The organism is Microbispora sp. H13382 (assembly GCF_014161445.1).
Taxonomy (GTDB): domain Bacteria; phylum Actinomycetota; class Actinomycetes; order Streptosporangiales; family Streptosporangiaceae; genus Microbispora.
The window spans coordinates 213,100-228,333 of record NZ_JABBXA010000006.1; the positions used below are offsets into that span (position 1 = coordinate 213,100).

Below are 15,234 nucleotides of genomic sequence, written 5' to 3' on the forward strand. Positions count from 1 at the left end.
AGGCTGTCGGTCGCGTGACCACGTTGCCCGTCAGGTGACGGGCAGCGCGGTGGCGAGCAGGACGATGCCGACGGAGCCGACGAGCGCGGCGATCGCCATGCTTCGCGCGAACACGGCCATGCCCCTGCCGTTGGCCCACCCGTGCACCGTGGCCGCGACCATGACGAGGACGAAGAGAAGCAGCTTGGCCGACAGCGTCCGGCCGTAGCCGGGATAGGTGAGCGACTCCCACGTGACGCCCTTGTGCACCGCCATGGCGATCCCCGTGGAGACCTGCACAGGCAGGAAGAACGCCCCCGTGAACATCCCGAAGCGGCGGCCGACCTCGCGAAGCACCCGGGCGCGCTGGCCCGTGTCGAGGAGACGCCGGGCCAGCGGGAGAACGACGAGGGAGACGGTGAGCTGTCCGCCGACCCACAATGCCGCCGAGGTGACGTGCAGGAAGCGGATGACGGACCACCAGGTCAACGGGTCACCTCGAAGATGCCGTGTGCGCCGGCCTCGCCGTGGCGCATGTCATGGTCGACGAAGGGATAGTGGCCCGGTTCCGGGAAGGCGGTTTCGACGAATCCGCCCTGCGCGGCGGCCAGATCGAGCACCTGGGACGCCCCGTCGCCTTGACCCGGTCGCAGCAGGTAGGCGCCTTCCTTGTAGACGGTGTCGAACTGCGCGCCCACGATGTGGAAGGCCGTGCCCGAGGCGGGTCCGGCGGCGACCACCCACACGCGGACCCGTTCGCCCGGGCGAGCGGTCATCGGAGCGTGGTCGTATCCGGCGGCGGTGCCGTTGAACATCCAGGCGTCGGGCCGGCCGTCGCGCATCTTGGAGACCTGCTCGGTGCCGCCCGGTTGCCCGAGGTAGAGCTCACCCTGTACGAGCACGTACTCCCGGTCGACAGGAGCCAGGTTCGGCGGATCGATGATGACCGCGCCGTACATGCCGTTGGCGATGTGCTGGAGCATCGGCATCGTCGAGCAGTGGTAGAGCCAGGCCCCGGCGTGCTCGGCGCGGAACCGATAGGTGAGGTGTTCACCGGGGCGGATGGTGCGCATCGGCACGTCCGGCGCGAGCGACCCGGCGTGGAAGTCGATGCCGTGCCCCATCGTGTCGTCGTTGACCAGCGTGATCGTGAACACGTCGCCGACCTTGCCGCGCAGCACGGGCCCGGGTACGGTGCCGCCGAAGGTCCACATTCGCTGCCGGACCCCCGGTGCGACCTCGATGTCCTTCCGCACCGCGTGGATCTCCATCCGGTGCTCGGTGCCGCCGGACGCGGGCCGCAGCGTCGCGTCGTACGGACGCCATCCCGGGCTCATCGGAGCGGCCAGGTTCAGCACACCCGGGGCGGTGGCCATGTGATCGGTTCGACCGCTGTGATCCATGCCCGATTCAGGGGCCCGGCCGGTGCCCTTGACGTCGATCCGCATGGTCATGCCGGCCGCCCGGTGTCCCGGCACCGTGCACCAGCCGTCGATCGGGCCGGCGAGCGGGGGCAACTCGAGCGTCGCGGTCTGCCCGGCGCCGAGCATCGGCGTCCGCTGGCCGGTGGCGAGGCGTAGGTCGTGCTGTTGGGCGTCCCGGTTGGTCACCCGCAGCACGAGCCGGGTCCCGGGGGCCGCCTCGATCGTCCCGGGCATGATCCGCATGTTCGCCAGGGTGACCTCCACCGTGCGGACGCCCGCGCCGTTGTCCTGCACGGCGAGCTTCGCGGCCGGCGTGACTCCCCTGCCGTCGCTGAGCGCGAGGGCGACGGCCACCGCCGTGGCCAGCAGGCCGACCGCGACACCCCCGACCGTGGGCGAGACGCGCGGCCCACGCGCGCGGCCCACGGTGACGGCGGCGAGCAGGACGAACGCCGCGAGCGCCGCCACCACGAACCCCCAGGCGATCAGCGACACCCGGCCGGGCACGGGCAGCGCGATCAGCGGCACCGCGACGTTGACCACGGCCAGCCGGATGATCCAGCCGCGCTCCAGCAGAGCCGCGTTCCGCTTCAGCGCGGCGGGTCCGCCGCCGAGCACCACGGGCAGCAGGAAGGTCAGTGCGCCGAGAAGCGTCTGTCCAGCGAAGCCCACCAGGGTGAACGGCACCAGCGGCTCAATCCCGTGTGCCACCTGGTCCGCGGGCCGAGTCGCCACGACCGACAGATCGGCGAGGACGGCCACGACGAACCAGGCCGTGCCCGCTGCGAGCATCCACGCGGCGGGTGTGTGCGGCGGCCGGCGCCGTGCCGTACGGAGGAACGGCACGAGGGCGAGCGCGGCCGCCGCGGCGTAAAGCAGCAGCCCGGCCACCGCGACCCAGCGTGCTCCGCCCAGGAACCCGCCCACCGTCACGGCCAGGCCGGGTACGGCGAGGCGCAGCGAGCGGCGGGCGATCACCCCGCTTCCTTCGGCCACCTGGGTGCGCAGCACCGTCGGCCAGAGCGTGAACAGCGTGCCCAGGACGGCGAGGCCGACCCAGCCGAGCAGGTTGACGTGGACGTGCGCGGCCTGCAGTCGCGTGCTGCTCGTGCCCGGCGGCCATGCGGCGAGCATCAGCCCGCCCAGCGTCCCCCCGGTGACGAGCGCCGCCCCCGCGCCGATGTACCAGGCGACGACGTGCGCGAACCGGCCGCCGAGGGCCCGCCTCGACCAGGAGACGAGGATCGCCACGTGCCAGCCGATGACGCCGACCACGAGCGCCGCCCCGGCGATGCCGAGCCGGACGGGGCCGTACGTGGCGCCGTACAGCACCGCCGCCACCCCGGTGTTCAGGGCGGCGAGCCGGACCGGGCGCACCCACGGGGACGGTTCGCCCCGGCGCAGCAGTGCGATCGCGAAGTGTTCCGTCCAGGTCACGATGGCATTGGTCACCGCGCCGAGCAGGAACACGTGGATCAGCAGCCACCGTGGTGCGGGCAGGTGATCGTGCGTGAGCGTGGCGAGAGCCGCCAGCGCGAGCCAGGCCAGCACGACCCCGTTCGCCCTCGCGTGCCAGGATGCACGCGAACGACGCCGCGTCGGCGGCGTCGGCCCGGGACCCGGGGCGCCGACCCGCACATCGACCGTTCTCATGAGGGGTCCATTCTTCGAGAGCGAGACAGGCGGGACGCGGCTGCCGGGCGGTGAGCGGGCACGGCGTGACGGGCGAACACGGCGCAGCAGGCGAACGCCGGCAGCGCCACCTCCCCCAGCACGCCGCCGACCGTGCGGACGGCGGCCACGCCACCGAGGTCGCCGGCGATCCGGACCAGCAGGGCGGCGTGCAGCAGGGCCAGCGGGCCGTACAGCACCCGGTGATACGGCAGCCGCACCCGCAGGACGGCGGGCAGGATGACCGGCGCGTGGCCGAACACCATGGACATGACGAACCCGAGGAAGACCGCGTGCAGCGCGGCGTCGTACAGGCCGTCCGCCGCGGGACGCCCGAAAATCCCCCATAGCGCCCCGGCCAGGGCCAGCCAGGCGTAACCGGACAGCAGACAGACCGCGGCATAACGCGGCAGGCCGGCCGTGCGCACGGTCCTGCGGGCGATGTCGTGGACGGCCAGCAGCCCCGCCAGAGCGATCATGCCCACCCCGGCCACCCGCCATCCCAGGTCCGGCCGGGGAACCGAGGCGAGGACGCCCGCCCCGAGGACGCCCATGGCGGCCAGGACGCCGTCACCGGCCCGGCGGCCCACGAACCCGACGTGCGCCAGTTCGAGCCGTTCCCCGGCGATCGTGAGGACGAGGAAGGCCGTCAGCCAGGGCACCAGGTCGGCGATCGGGAGTCCGCGCAGCCACAGCAGGCCCCCGACGTACCACGCGATCGCACCGGACATCTGGACGACGACCTCAGGGCAGGGCCGGCGGGCGAGCAGTACGAGATAGACGGCGAGAAACCAACCGGCCGCCGCGGTGAGCAGCAGCTGCCCTGGCCGCGTGAATCCCGCCGCGCCCGCGAGCGCGCCGACGGCGGCCAGAGCCGGTGCGGCATAGCCCCACGGCCGCCCGAGGGCGACCGCGCGTTCGAGAGAGATGAGCGTGCCCAGGAAGCCGAGCGCCATCAGCGGTCCGTGCTGCGTGGCGAGCGCCGCGCTGGGCACGGGCACGCCTACGCCAAGCAGGCTCAGTCCGCCCCAGAGCCCGGCGATGACGGACAGCAGGGCGCCCGCGGGCAGAGGCAGCCTGCTCACGGCCGTTCCCCCGCGCGCTCCGGCATCCGTCATCCGGGCCCTCCGCCGCCACCACACGAACACGGCGTTTCCTCGGACGCGTGCTCCCCGTGGCTGTGCAGTGTGGCCACGCACAGGCCGGGCCGTACGAACGGTTGCAGGCGGACCATGTCGGGCGGGGCGCCCATCTCGGCGAGCGCGCCCTGCATGAGGCCGAGGTGCACGCCACAGACCACCTCGGGGTCGGCCTGGGCGAGTTCGCGGAACGGACAGCGACGCAGTTCGATGCGGGAGCCGTCGTCGACCGGCAGGGGGTCGAAACCGGCGTCGTCCAGCAGTTCCACGATCTCGGCGGTGGCCGCCGCGAGCCCCGCCTCCATCGGCGAGCGATCACCTGCCGCTGCCGTCGTCCCTGTTGTGGTCCGCGCCGGAGGCGCCTGCTCATCCGCCCGGCTGCCGGCTCGTTTCCCCGTTCGCTCGCCGTAGGCGCGGCCGGCCGAGATCGCGGCTGCCCCCCGGTTCTCGTCCAGCCCGCTCAGGTAGGTGAGCAGCACCTCGGCGAGCAGCCGGTAGTTGCGCCGCTCGTCGGCGTCGGGCCCGGCGGTCGCGGAATAGAGCAGGCGGGGCCGGCCCGGCCGTTCTCGGTCTTCCCTGCCGCCGTTCGCGTATCCGTGCTCGACCAGGAGCGCGAGATGGCCGCGCACAGTGTTGGGGTGCAGCCCGACGGCGGCGGCGATCTCGGGGATGGCCATCGGACGCCCCGCCTTTCGCAGGGTCTCCAGGACGGCGACACGACTCACATCCGCGAGCACGCGATGGGCGCGCGGATCGATGTCCGCGCCGCGGTCGCCGGTCACGCTCTCAGTCGCCCGTCGGGTCGCCCGTTGAGTTTCCACGGTCAGTAGTATAAATACAACGGAGACCGTGAAAAACCCTTCCGGAGCCTGATGCGGAAGAGAAGACACTGCCGGCCCAGGACGTAGCCCGGGCCGGAGACGAGGAGCCGTACATGACTGTCACCGGCGAGGACAAGGCGCAGACCACCTCGGCAGACGGATCCCGGGAAGCCTCCGAAACACAGGAAGACCTGGAGACGCGGGAGGCCACCGTCCAGGCGATCCGCGACCACCACCGGAAGCTCGGCCGGACGATGGCGGATCACGCGCTGACCATCGGACGCGCGGTCGACCAGCTTTCGTCCCCGTCCGCCCGGCAGGCGACGCTGGTCGCGTTCTGCAGAGAAGAGGTCCTTCCCCACGCGATCGCCGAGGAGGGCACGCTGTACGCCACGGGCGCGCGGCTGATGGAGACGGCGCTGCTGGTGCGCGCCATGACGGGCGAACACGCCGTGCTGGGCAATCTGGTGGACGCGGTGGAACAGGCCCGCACCCCCGGAGAGATCGCCGGTGCCGCCGCGGCGCTTGACGCGATGTTCCAGTCGCATCTGGAGAAGGAGAACGACATCCTGCTTCCGGCACTCGTCGACGCCGGGGTCGACCTCGGCGCGCTGCTCGCCGGTATGCACGAGATCCTCGGTGAGTCCGGCCACACGCATGGCTCGGAGCAGCACGGCTCGGCGCAGGGGCGGGCGCGGGGGCACGGCGGTTGCTCGTGCACATGCGGCGGCGGTCAGGACGCCGCCGATGCCGGGGACGCGAGTGTGGAGGTCGTGGAGGGTGAGTTGGACGTGCGGCGCCTGGCGCACGTCCAACGGCACGAGGAAATCTTCGCGACCTTCCGCGCCCTCCGGCCGAGGGAGGCGTTCGTACTGGTCAACGACCACGATCCGAAGCCGCTCTACTACCAGTTCGCGGCGCGGCACCCGGGTGAGTTCGACTGGGGCTACGTCGAGTCCGGTCCGGACGTATGGCGGGTGCGGATCGGACGGCTCTGATCACCGGCTACCGGCGTTTCCCCGGCTCGTCAGGGCCGGCACCAGCGCGGAGTGTCGAATGACCACCCCGGCCCCGGGCGGATCCCTGCCTTCGACTCCGGCCGGCCGGCCGCCGACGCGCCCGGTCGCCCCGGGCGCTCATCATGCGTCTTTGGGCCGGAGGTGGTCAGGCGGGGGCGTCGAGGCGGGCGATGTGCTCGTCGTCGAGCTTGACGTCGACGATGATCTCTTCGAGCTGGGCCATCGAGCTGACGCCGACGATCGGGATGATGTCCTGCGCCCGCAGCCAGGCGAGCACGACCTGGTTGCGCGTCGCGCCGAGCTCGCCGGCCACCTCGTCCAGCACCGCCAGCCGCCTCGTGGTGCCCGGGTGGTCGTAGTACTCGGGCATCGGTTTGGCGGTGTACGCGCCCGCGAGCAACGAGGAGTAGACCCACAGCGTCAGGTCGCCCTCGGAACGCACGTAGTCCAGCATCTCGTCGGAGACCTGGGTGTGGCCGCCTTCGGGCACGCGTACCCAGGGCCGGGGGCGGAGGTAGGAGTGGCGGAGTTGCACGTGACGGTATCGAGCGCCGCCGCGCGCCGCCGCCAGTGAGCGGGCCCGCTCCAGCCGCCACACCGCGTGGTTGCTCGCGCCGACCTCCTTGGCCTTGCCTGCGAGCACCAGTTCGTCGAAGGCGGCGACCGTCTCCTCCAGCGGCGTCGACCTGTCGTCGACGTGGGCCCAGTAGACGTCGACGTGATCGGTGCCGAGCCGGCGCAGGCTGCCCTCGATCGCGGCCCGGATCACGCCGGCGGACAGGCCCTCGGCGGCGTCGAGCGTACGGGCGCCGGGCACGGCCGGGCGGGCGCCGCACTTGGTGCTGATCACCACGCTGTCCCGGTTGCGCCGGGAGGCGAGCCACCGGCCGATGGTGGCCTCGCTCTCGTCGCCGGTCGCGCCCTCCAGCCAGAACGGATAGTTGTTGGCTGTGTCGAGCATCGTTCCGCCGGCTTCGACGAAGCGGTCGAGGATGGCGAACGAGGTCGCCTCGTCCACGGTGGTCCCGAAGGGGATCGTTCCCAGAGCGATTCTCATGCCGACCACCTTGCCGCCTGGAGCGCACTCCAGCGCAAGCGGCTTTCAGCGGCGGCGGTCGAGGGCGCTGCGGCCACGCGCCACGATGGTCTCGACGTCCCTCAGATCGTCCATGTCGTGAGCCCTCGCCAGCGCTTCCTTGGCCGCGTCGTAGGCGTCCAGGACCGCGTTCCAGTCGACGTCGCCGGTTCTGTCCGTCAGGCTGTCGATCTCCTCGCCCAGCCGGGTCACGTTCTCCTCCTGGACGCTCTTGGCGTCCTCGAACCGGACGGCTCTCTCGGCGGCCTGCTCCCTGGCGGCTCTGCTCCGTCGTACCCTGGCCGTGACCAGCCCGGCGGCGATCCAGAAGACGACCAGGCCGGCGATGCCGAAGAAGACCAGCCAGCCGGTGGACATGCGGCTGGAGGACCCGGACAGGTCGACGTCCTTGGCGAAGTCCTGGTTCAGCCCGGTGACCTCGGCGTCCTCGAACGTGGCGCCCCGCAGTTCGGCCGAGGACACGTCGGCGTCGGTCAGGGTGGCCTTGCGGAAGACCGCGTCCCGGTACTTGCCGTAGCGGAGGTACGCCCGGTCCAACCTGGCGCCGGTGAAGTCGGCCTGGTCGGCCGTGACGCTGTTCATCTCCGTGTCGCGAAGATCGGCGCCGGCGAGCTCGGCCTGGGTCAGGTCGGCGCTGCCGAGCGCCGCGCCCGACAGGTCCGCGCGGGACAGGTTCGCCCCCACGAGGTCGGCGCTGCCCAGCTTGGCCCGCCGCAGCCGCGCGCCGCGCAGGTCCGCCCCCTTCGCCTCGCGAAGCCTCGTCCCGACGGCGGAGACCTCGCGAAGGATGGCCCGGTTCAGTTTGACGCCCGACAGGTCGAGGCCGTCCAGCCTGGCGCCGGTCAGGTCGGCGCAGCTCAGATCGCCGGGGAAGCTCGTGACCGCGGTCAGGTCCCAGCCCCGGTAGTCCTGACCGCCGCCGGGCTCGCACGACGGGTCCGGCGCCGGCAGGTATCCGGGCACGCCCCTGCTTCCGGCGAGCCGGGCGTCCCTGACGTCGCGCAGGTCGGCCCCGGTGAGGTCGGCCCCCCGGAAGTCCGCGCCGGTCATCACCGACTCGTACAGTTGCGCCCCGCTGAGATCCGCCTGCCGCAGGACCGTCCTGATCAGGGTGGCGCCGTAGAGCTTGGCCCTCGCCGCCCTGACCCGGCTGAGGTCGGCCCGGCGCATGTCCGCGCCGTAGGCGGAGGCGTCGGTCAGGTCGACGCCGACCAGCTTCGCGTCGTCGAACTGCGCGCCGTACGTCTTGGCCCGCGCCATCGTGGCCCCGCTCAGGTCGGCTCCCTCGAAATGCGCGTAGTACGGCGAGGAGTCGTCCATCGTCGCCTCGCGCAGGTCGCTGCCGCGCAGGTCCGCGTAGTACAGCTCGGCCTCGGAGAGGTCGGCCTCGCGCAGTCTGGCCCCGGCCATCCGGGCGTACCCGAGATGGGCTCCCTTGAGAGAGGCTCCGGTCAGGTCGGCCCCGGTGAGCACGCTCCGCAGGGTCAGGCCGTCCAGTTTGGCGCCCCGGAGGTCCGCGCAGGACAGATCGGCGGGCAGTGTGGCCCGGGTGAGGTCCCTGCCGGCGAGATGCGGGCCGCTGCCGGGGCGGCACGGCAGGCGGTCGCCGGGCGTCGCCACGGCTGCCGGGGCCATCGGGATCGACAGCGGGATCGACAGCGCGATCGCAGCGGAAATGGCCACCGTGCTGGCGATCAGGCGGGGGATGCCGGGCATTTCTGTCTCACTGTCTCTCGGGAGCACCACCCGGACGCCGGCCCGGGTCGTACGTGGCAGGACCCGTTATATGGGGGCGAATTGCGGCCCGCTTGCCAAATGCCTACAGCGGAAAGGGCGCATGCGCCCGAGATCCGGTGTGACAGGATCAATGGTGTGGCGGTGTACACACCTGGACAGGTCGTCGAGGAGACCGGGTTCAGCCTCGACACCCTTCGGTACTACGAACGGATCGGGCTGCTGGAGCCGGTCGGCCGCAACGCGGCGGGCCAGCGGCGGTTCAGCGAAGAGGACGTGAGCTGGCTCGGCATGATCCGCTGCCTGCGGGACACGGGCATGCCGATCGCGGAGATGCTGCGCTTCGCCCAGCTCGTACGGCAGGGCGAGCACACCATCGAGGACCGGATCGCGTTGCTGGAGGAGCACGACCGGAAGGTCGAGGAGCAGATCGCCGACCTGCGCCAGAAGCAGGGCGCGATCCAGCGGAAGATCCAGTACTACAAGGACGTGCGGACCATGCGCGACATGCTCCCCGAGCAGGCGTCCTAGCTAGGGCGCGCGTACAGTCCGAACCGTTCCGGAGCCGGCGGGACTGAGGGCCTGGAGTACTGAGGGCCTGGAGTACTGAGGGCCTGGAGTACTGAGGGCCTGGAGTGAGGAGTCACGTGACCTCGCCGCGGGCGCGTAGGGTCGCTACTCCGTCGCCTTCGAGCTCGTCCCAGTAGCCGGTGCGTCCGGTCATCGCCATGATCAGTGCCAGTGTGGGGCCGGCCACGAATGCGCCGGAGCCGGTCGTGAACGGACCATCGGTGGCGACGAGGCGCAGGCCTCGGATTCGGCCCTTGGCGAGGACGACCAGGTCGGAGCGCCGGTAGTAGTCGGCTACCCGGGTGAGCGTCTCGATCGGGTGGTCGCGCCGAATGCCCAATGGCCGGCGGATGTCCTCTCCGTGCACGATCGTCTCGCCCAGCATCGCCATCACGGGCAGGGGCGGCTTGGTCGTGCTGGTCACGATGCGGCGGAACCGGGCGAGCGTCTCGGCCGGGGTCGCGCCCAGTTGCTCGGCCAGTCGCATGGCCACCTGTTTGTCGAAGTCGAAGCGGCAGCGGATGACGCCGGTCATCCACCGCACCGGTGTGAGGCTCGCCCCTGAGGTGATGTGCGCCAGCACCTCGCGCACCGTCAGCCCGGTGCACAGGGACGGTGTGGTCCATTGCTCGCTGGTCAGATCCGCGAGGTCGGCCGCCAGGGCTGCCCGCTCGCTGTGGACCAGGGACCAGATATCGGTCTTGTGATGTCCTGTCGGCTCGGTCATGGTCAACGGCTCACCAGACCGACATGGTTGCCGTCGGGGTCGGCGAACACCGCGATCCGTCCCAGGGGCGTTGGTCTCGGCTCCAAGACGGGGCTGCCGCCCAGGCTTTCCGCCCTCGCCCGTGCGGCCTCGGCGTCGTCGACCGTGAAGTAGACCACGATCCCGGTGTACGGGCTGCCGGGACCGGCCTGGCCGATGCCGCCTGCCGGACGGTCGTTGTCACCACCGACGAGTGCGTAGGTCTCGTCGATCACGTTCACCGTCCAGCCGAACAGCTCCTGGTAGAAGCGTCGTGATCGCGAAGCGTCGGGAGTGGAGATGTCGAACCATCCGGGCGTGGGATGAGATCCGGTCGACGTCATGGCAGTCCTCCTTCACGAGGGCCGGTATGCCCCCTCACCTGGTAGGACTGCCGCCGTAGGGCACAATCGTCGCTCATGCGGGAAAAATCTTCCGGGCTCCGGGCGGATCCGGCGGCGCAGCGCGTTCAGGACGCCGACTTGGCTCGGGCTCGCGCGGGGGATGATGCTGCTTTCGCCCGCCTGGTAGGACCGCTGCGCCAGGAGTTGCATGGGCATTGCTACCGCATGCTGGGCTCCGGTCACGACGCCGACGATGCCCTGCAGGATGCCCTGCTGCGCGCGTGGCGAGGGCTCGCGCGGTTCGAGGGACGTGGCTCGTTGCGTTCGTGGCTCTACACCGTGGCCACCCGTGCCTGCCTGGACCTGGCCGACTCCCGCGGCAAGCGGGCGTTGCCCGCCGACCTCGGCTCATCCAGCGAACGCGCCGTGCTCGACGCCGCCCCGCTGACCGAGGTCGCCTGGCTGGGCCCTTACCCCGATCAGGGCCTCGCCGACGGCCGGGCCGTCCCTGAGGCATGTTACGAGCAGCGTGAATCCGTCGAACTCGCCTTCGTCGCCGCCCTGCAGCACTTGCCGGGCAACCAGCGGGCCGCGCTGCTGCTGTTCGACGTTCTCGGGTTCTCCGCCGCCGAGATCGCCTCCATGATGGGTACCTCGACCACGTCAGTGAACTCCGCCCTGGCGCGGGCCCGCAGGCTCGTGACAGAAAAGATCCCCTCCCTGAGTCAGCGGCAGGCGCTGCGGAAAATCGGCGACGCCAAGGTTCAGCGGCTCGTGGCCGCATTCGCGGCGGCGCTGGAACGTGGCGACATCGACGCCCTGGTGCCGCTGCTGACCGAGGACGTCACCTGGTCCATGCCGCCCCTGGCGACCTGGTACCAGGGGTTGGCGGCCGTCACCGACTTCGCCGTGCAGGTCCCCATGACCAGGTGCCCAAGCTGGCGGTCTCTTCCGACCAGCGCCAACGGCCAGGCCGCCGTGGCGTTCTACATCGGTGGCGACGCCATCGGACCGCACGCCGCCTGGTCGATCACCGTGCTCGCGTTCCGCGGCACGCGCATCTGCCAGATCGTCTCGTTCCTTGGTCCCGAACACTTCCCGGCCTTCGCTCTGCCCGCCTCGCTGCCCTGATCCACGAAGCCGCAGGGCGTCGGCCGAGAATCGCAGTGGCCGCACACCGCCGCCTCTCCGCTCGTACGGGCTCCTGCACTTCTGCCGGTACGCCGCCACCTGCAGGCGGGTCAGGGGGAGCGGTACGCCTCGGCCTGGAGGTTGTAGAGCTCGGCGTAGAGGCCGTCGAGGGTGATCAGCTCCTCGTGGGTGCCGTGCTCGCGGACCTTGCCGTGGTCGAGCACGTAGATGCGGTCGGCGTAGCGGACGCTGGCCAGGCGGTGGGTGATGAGCAGCACGGTCCGGCCGTCGGCGTGCTGCCGGATCCGCTCGAACAACGCGTGCTCCGCCCGGGCGTCGAGGGCGGCCGTGGGCTCGTCGCAGATCAGCAGGGGCGCGTCCCGGTAGAACCCGCGCGCCACCGCGATCCGCTGCCACTGCCCGCCCGACAGTTCGTGACCGTTCTTGAACCTGCGGTCGAGCAGGGTGCGGTAGCCGTAGGGGAGCTCGGCGATGACCTGGTCGGCGCCGGCGACCTCGGCCGCACGGGCCACCTCGGCCTCGCCCTTGTCCATGCCCATCGTGATGTTGTGGCGGGCCGTCAGCGGCCACCGGGTGTGGTCCTGGGCGATGACCGCGATCCTGCGGCGCAGGCTGTCCGGGTCGATCTCGGACAGGTCGGCGTCGTCCCACCGGACGCGGCCGCCGTCCGGCTCGTACAGGCCGGCGAGGATCTTGGCGAGGGTGGTCTTGCCCGAGCCGTTCTCTCCGACGAGGGCCACGACCTCCCCGCGCTCGATGCGGACCGACACCCCGCGCAGGGCAGGCGCCGGTGCGGCGGGATAGGAGAAGGTGACGTCCTCGACCGTGATGCGGCCGAAGCCGTCGGGGGCCGTCCGGTCGCGTGCCGCCGGGATGCGGGCCTCGGCGTGCGCGATGAAGTCGAGGAAGTCGGTGAAGTAGAGACCCTCCTCGTAGAGCCGGTTCGTCGCGTACATGAAGCTCGACAGCGACGTCTGGCCGGACCGGATCGCCAGCACCGCGGTGCCGGCGACCGCGAGCGGCACCGCGCCCGCCGCGAGCAGCAGGCCGAGCGCGACGTAGACCGCGCCCTGCCCCAGGCCGCCGAGCGCCTCGCCGAGGACGCGGGCGACGGTCTGCCGCCGCGCGAGGTCGAGCATGACGCGCTGCTCGCCACGGGCGACCGTGTCGAACATCCGGAGCAGGAAGCCGCGCATGGTGAACGTGCGGACCTCGGCGGCGGTGTCCTTGTCCGCGAGCAGCTCCTCGATGATCCACTTGCGCCGTCTGGCCGGGACGAGCACGAGGGCGGTCGTGTAGCGCATCCTGGCCGCACGTACGGCCGCCCAGGCGTCGGGGACGACCGCGAGCAGGAGCAGGGGCAGCAGCACGGGGTGCAGCACGCCCAGCACGCCCGCCGCCGCCACGATGCCGACCAGGCCCGACAGCGTGTCGATGGCCGTGCTCACGACCATCTCGGCCATCTGCATGCCGCGCATGCGCGCACGCTGCAGCGCGTCGTGGAACTCGGGGTCGTCGAAGCAGACGAGGTCGACCCGGCTGGTCAGCGTGTAGAGGCGCTCTTCCGTGATCCGGCTGACCTGGGGTTCGAGCCGTGACTGGGCCCAACCGGCCCCCGCCTGCAGGGCCGTGCGCGCGGTGGCGGCCAGGCCCACGAGCAGCAGGCTGGGCAGCGCGGCCCGGACCCGATCCGGGGTGGGGCCCGCCTGGAACAGCGCGGTCAGCACGCCGGTGGTGGCGAGGAGGCCGAAGGCCGTGAAGACGCCGCCGAGTGCGCTGAGCGTGACCGTGGCCACGGTGTCGCGGGGGCTCGCCTCCCAGGCGATGCCCAGTGCCTGCCTGACCAGCCGGGGCAGCCGCCGCGCCACCGTGAGGAAGCCCAGCCCCGCCATCGTTCCGTAGTGCCGCGCCCACTGCGGGGACTCGACGTCCGCCATGTCCGGCAGGTCGTCCTCCGACAGGTGATCAGGTCCCCCCTGTTGTGTCACCGTCATGCCTGCAGTGTGAGCGCGAGCGCCGACAATTTCCCGGGCGCGAGTGGCGGCCCTTCCTTTGACGCACGCCCCTAACACGGCGCCAGGGCCCGTATGCAGAGACGTTATCGGCACAAACTTGACGACGTACCGGTGAAAGTGGGTTGATTGGGCCTGCTGACAACGTTGTCAGCCATATGTGTCTTCGGGGGCCCGAAATCCTCCCGATCAGCCTGAAGGGAATGTTGCGATGAGACGACGGTGGATGGCGGCCGTCGCGGTCTCTGTTGCAGGTCTGCTCACTCTTTCCGCCTGTGGTGGCGGTGACAAGCAGGAGAGCGGAGGCGGTCAGGCCGCGAAGAAGGTCGAGGTCTTCTCGTGGTGGACGGGTCCCGGTGAGGCCGACGGCCTCAAGGCGATGCGGGAGATCTTCGCCAAGCAGAACGCGAACTTCGAGTTCTTCGACGCCGCGGTGGCCGGCGGGTCGGGCGACCAGGCCCGCGCGCTGCTGTCCAGCAAGCTGCAGGCCAACCAGCCCCCGGACACCTTCCAGGGTCACGCCGGCGCCGAGCTCCAGGGCTACATCAAGAGCGGCAAGCTGGAGTCGGTGAACTTCCTGTACGACGAGCTGAAGCTGAAGGAGGTCTTCCCGCAGCAGCTCATCGACCAGATTTCGGTGCAGGGCCAGATCTACTCCGTACCGGTGAACATCCACCGGTCGAACGTTCTGTGGTTCAACCCCACGGTCCTCAAGGACGCCGGCATCGACGGCGCGCCGAAGACCGTCGAGGAGTTCGTCACCGACCTCGAGAAGGTCAAGAAGACCGGGAAGATCCCGCTGTCGATCGGCTCGCAGTGGACCCTGGTGCACCTGCTCGAGTCCGTGCTGCTCGGCTCGCTCGGCACCGACGCCTACAACGCCCTGTGGACGGCCAACGCCGACTGGTCCAACGCGAACGTGACGAAGGCGCTGGAGAACTTCAAGACCATCCTGTCGTACGCGGGCAGCCCGCAGGACGACTGGCAGCCGGCGGCCAAGCAGGTCGCCGACGGCGAGGCGGCCTTCAACATCATGGGCGACTGGGCCTACGGCTACTTCCACAACCCGCCGGAGGGCGGCCTCGGCAAGGAGTCGCACAAGGACTTCGACTGGGCCGCGTCGCCGGGCACGGACGGCACGTTCATGTGGCTGTCGGACAGCTTCACGCTGCCGAAGGGCGCGCCCAACCGCGACGGCGCGATCGCGTGGCTGAAGGTGGCCGCCAGCAAGGAGGGCCAGGACGCGTTCAACCCGCTGAAGGGCTCGATCCCGGCCCGCAAGGACGCCGACCAGTCCCTCTACAAGGACTACCTGTCCTGGAGCCTGGAGCAGTGGTCCGGCAGCAAGCTGGCCGGCTCGATCCAGCACGGCGTGGTCGCCAACGACGCGTGGCGCACCGCGATCACCGACGCGGTCGGCCTGTTCCAGCAGGACAAGGACGTCGCCAAGTTCCAGCAGGCGCTGGTCACGGCGGCCAAGAACAGCGGTCAGTGAGCTGATCTCCTCGTACGGCCCACGCTGTGGACA

At 71.1% G+C, this 15,234-nt stretch carries 13 protein-coding genes; 4 read left to right on the forward strand and 9 right to left on the reverse strand.

The window, feature by feature from the left end; all coding sequences use genetic code 11:
• Nucleotides 1-30 precede the first annotated feature (30 nt).
• From HHX41_RS15020 to HHX41_RS15035, 4 genes are read right to left on the reverse strand one after another with little or no spacing between them, the layout of a single operon-like run.
• Nucleotides 31-468, reverse strand: coding sequence for a hypothetical protein (locus tag HHX41_RS15020; RefSeq protein ID WP_169984156.1), 438 nt, complete (start codon nt 466-468; stop codon nt 31-33).
• Complete coding sequence (locus HHX41_RS15025) at nt 465-3,056, reverse strand: multicopper oxidase domain-containing protein (protein WP_182906451.1); 2,592 nt, start codon at nt 3,054-3,056, stop codon at nt 465-467. The genes HHX41_RS15020 and HHX41_RS15025 overlap by 4 nt, the downstream gene beginning before the upstream one ends.
• On the reverse strand, nt 3,053-4,159 hold the full coding sequence (locus HHX41_RS15030) for a hypothetical protein (RefSeq protein ID WP_182906452.1): 1,107 nt from the start codon (nt 4,157-4,159) through the stop codon (nt 3,053-3,055). Before HHX41_RS15030 ends, HHX41_RS15025 begins: the two co-directional genes overlap by 4 nt.
• A 29-nt stretch (nt 4,160-4,188) precedes the next feature.
• Nucleotides 4,189-4,995 (reverse strand): helix-turn-helix domain-containing protein, encoded by an 807-nt coding sequence (locus HHX41_RS15035; RefSeq protein WP_310741995.1) that lies wholly within the window; start codon nt 4,993-4,995, stop codon nt 4,189-4,191.
• A gap of 152 nt (nt 4,996-5,147) precedes the next feature.
• Between HHX41_RS15035 and HHX41_RS39705 the strand changes: the two genes are divergently transcribed.
• Nucleotides 5,148-6,032, forward strand: a complete 885-nt coding sequence (locus HHX41_RS39705; RefSeq protein ID WP_220504071.1) for a DUF2249 domain-containing protein — start codon at nt 5,148-5,150, stop codon at nt 6,030-6,032.
• Nucleotides 6,033-6,198: 166 nt separating this feature from the next.
• On the opposite strand, the gene HHX41_RS15045 is transcribed toward HHX41_RS39705, so the two are convergent.
• Nucleotides 6,199-7,110: an aldo/keto reductase gene (locus HHX41_RS15045; protein ID WP_182906453.1), complete on the reverse strand. Its 912-nt coding sequence runs from the start codon at nt 7,108-7,110 to the stop codon at nt 6,199-6,201.
• A 45-nt stretch (nt 7,111-7,155) separates the two neighbouring features.
• Nucleotides 7,156-8,865, reverse strand: coding sequence for a pentapeptide repeat-containing protein (locus HHX41_RS15050; RefSeq protein WP_182906454.1), 1,710 nt, complete (start codon nt 8,863-8,865; stop codon nt 7,156-7,158).
• A 162-nt stretch (nt 8,866-9,027) separates the two neighbouring features.
• On the opposite strand from HHX41_RS15050, the gene HHX41_RS15055 reads away from it, so the two are divergent.
• On the forward strand, nt 9,028-9,414 hold the full coding sequence (locus HHX41_RS15055; RefSeq protein WP_310741996.1) for a MerR family transcriptional regulator: 387 nt from the start codon (nt 9,028-9,030) through the stop codon (nt 9,412-9,414).
• Nucleotides 9,415-9,526: 112 nt separating this feature from the next.
• On the opposite strand, the gene HHX41_RS15060 is transcribed toward HHX41_RS15055, so the two are convergent.
• On the reverse strand, nt 9,527-10,180 hold the full coding sequence (locus HHX41_RS15060) for a maleylpyruvate isomerase family mycothiol-dependent enzyme (protein ID WP_182906456.1): 654 nt from the start codon (nt 10,178-10,180) through the stop codon (nt 9,527-9,529).
• A 2-nt stretch (nt 10,181-10,182) separates the two neighbouring features.
• Entirely contained in the window at nt 10,183-10,542 is a 360-nt protein-coding gene (locus HHX41_RS15065) for a VOC family protein (protein WP_182906457.1), read from the reverse strand.
• 75 nt (nt 10,543-10,617) lie between these two features.
• Between HHX41_RS15065 and HHX41_RS15070 the strand changes: the two genes are divergently transcribed.
• On the forward strand, nt 10,618-11,673 hold the full coding sequence (locus tag HHX41_RS15070; protein ID WP_182906458.1) for a sigma-70 family RNA polymerase sigma factor: 1,056 nt from the start codon (nt 10,618-10,620) through the stop codon (nt 11,671-11,673).
• Between the two features lie 110 nt (nt 11,674-11,783).
• Here the strand turns inward: HHX41_RS15070 and HHX41_RS15075 are convergent, their stop codons facing one another.
• Complete coding sequence (locus HHX41_RS15075) at nt 11,784-13,688, reverse strand: ABC transporter ATP-binding protein (RefSeq protein ID WP_182906459.1); 1,905 nt, start codon at nt 13,686-13,688, stop codon at nt 11,784-11,786.
• Between the two features lie 229 nt (nt 13,689-13,917).
• Between HHX41_RS15075 and HHX41_RS15080 the strand changes: the two genes are divergently transcribed.
• A complete protein-coding gene (locus tag HHX41_RS15080; protein WP_169984147.1) occupies nt 13,918-15,201 on the forward strand; it encodes an ABC transporter substrate-binding protein in 1,284 nt (427 codons plus the stop codon).
• Nucleotides 15,202-15,234 lie beyond the last annotated feature (33 nt).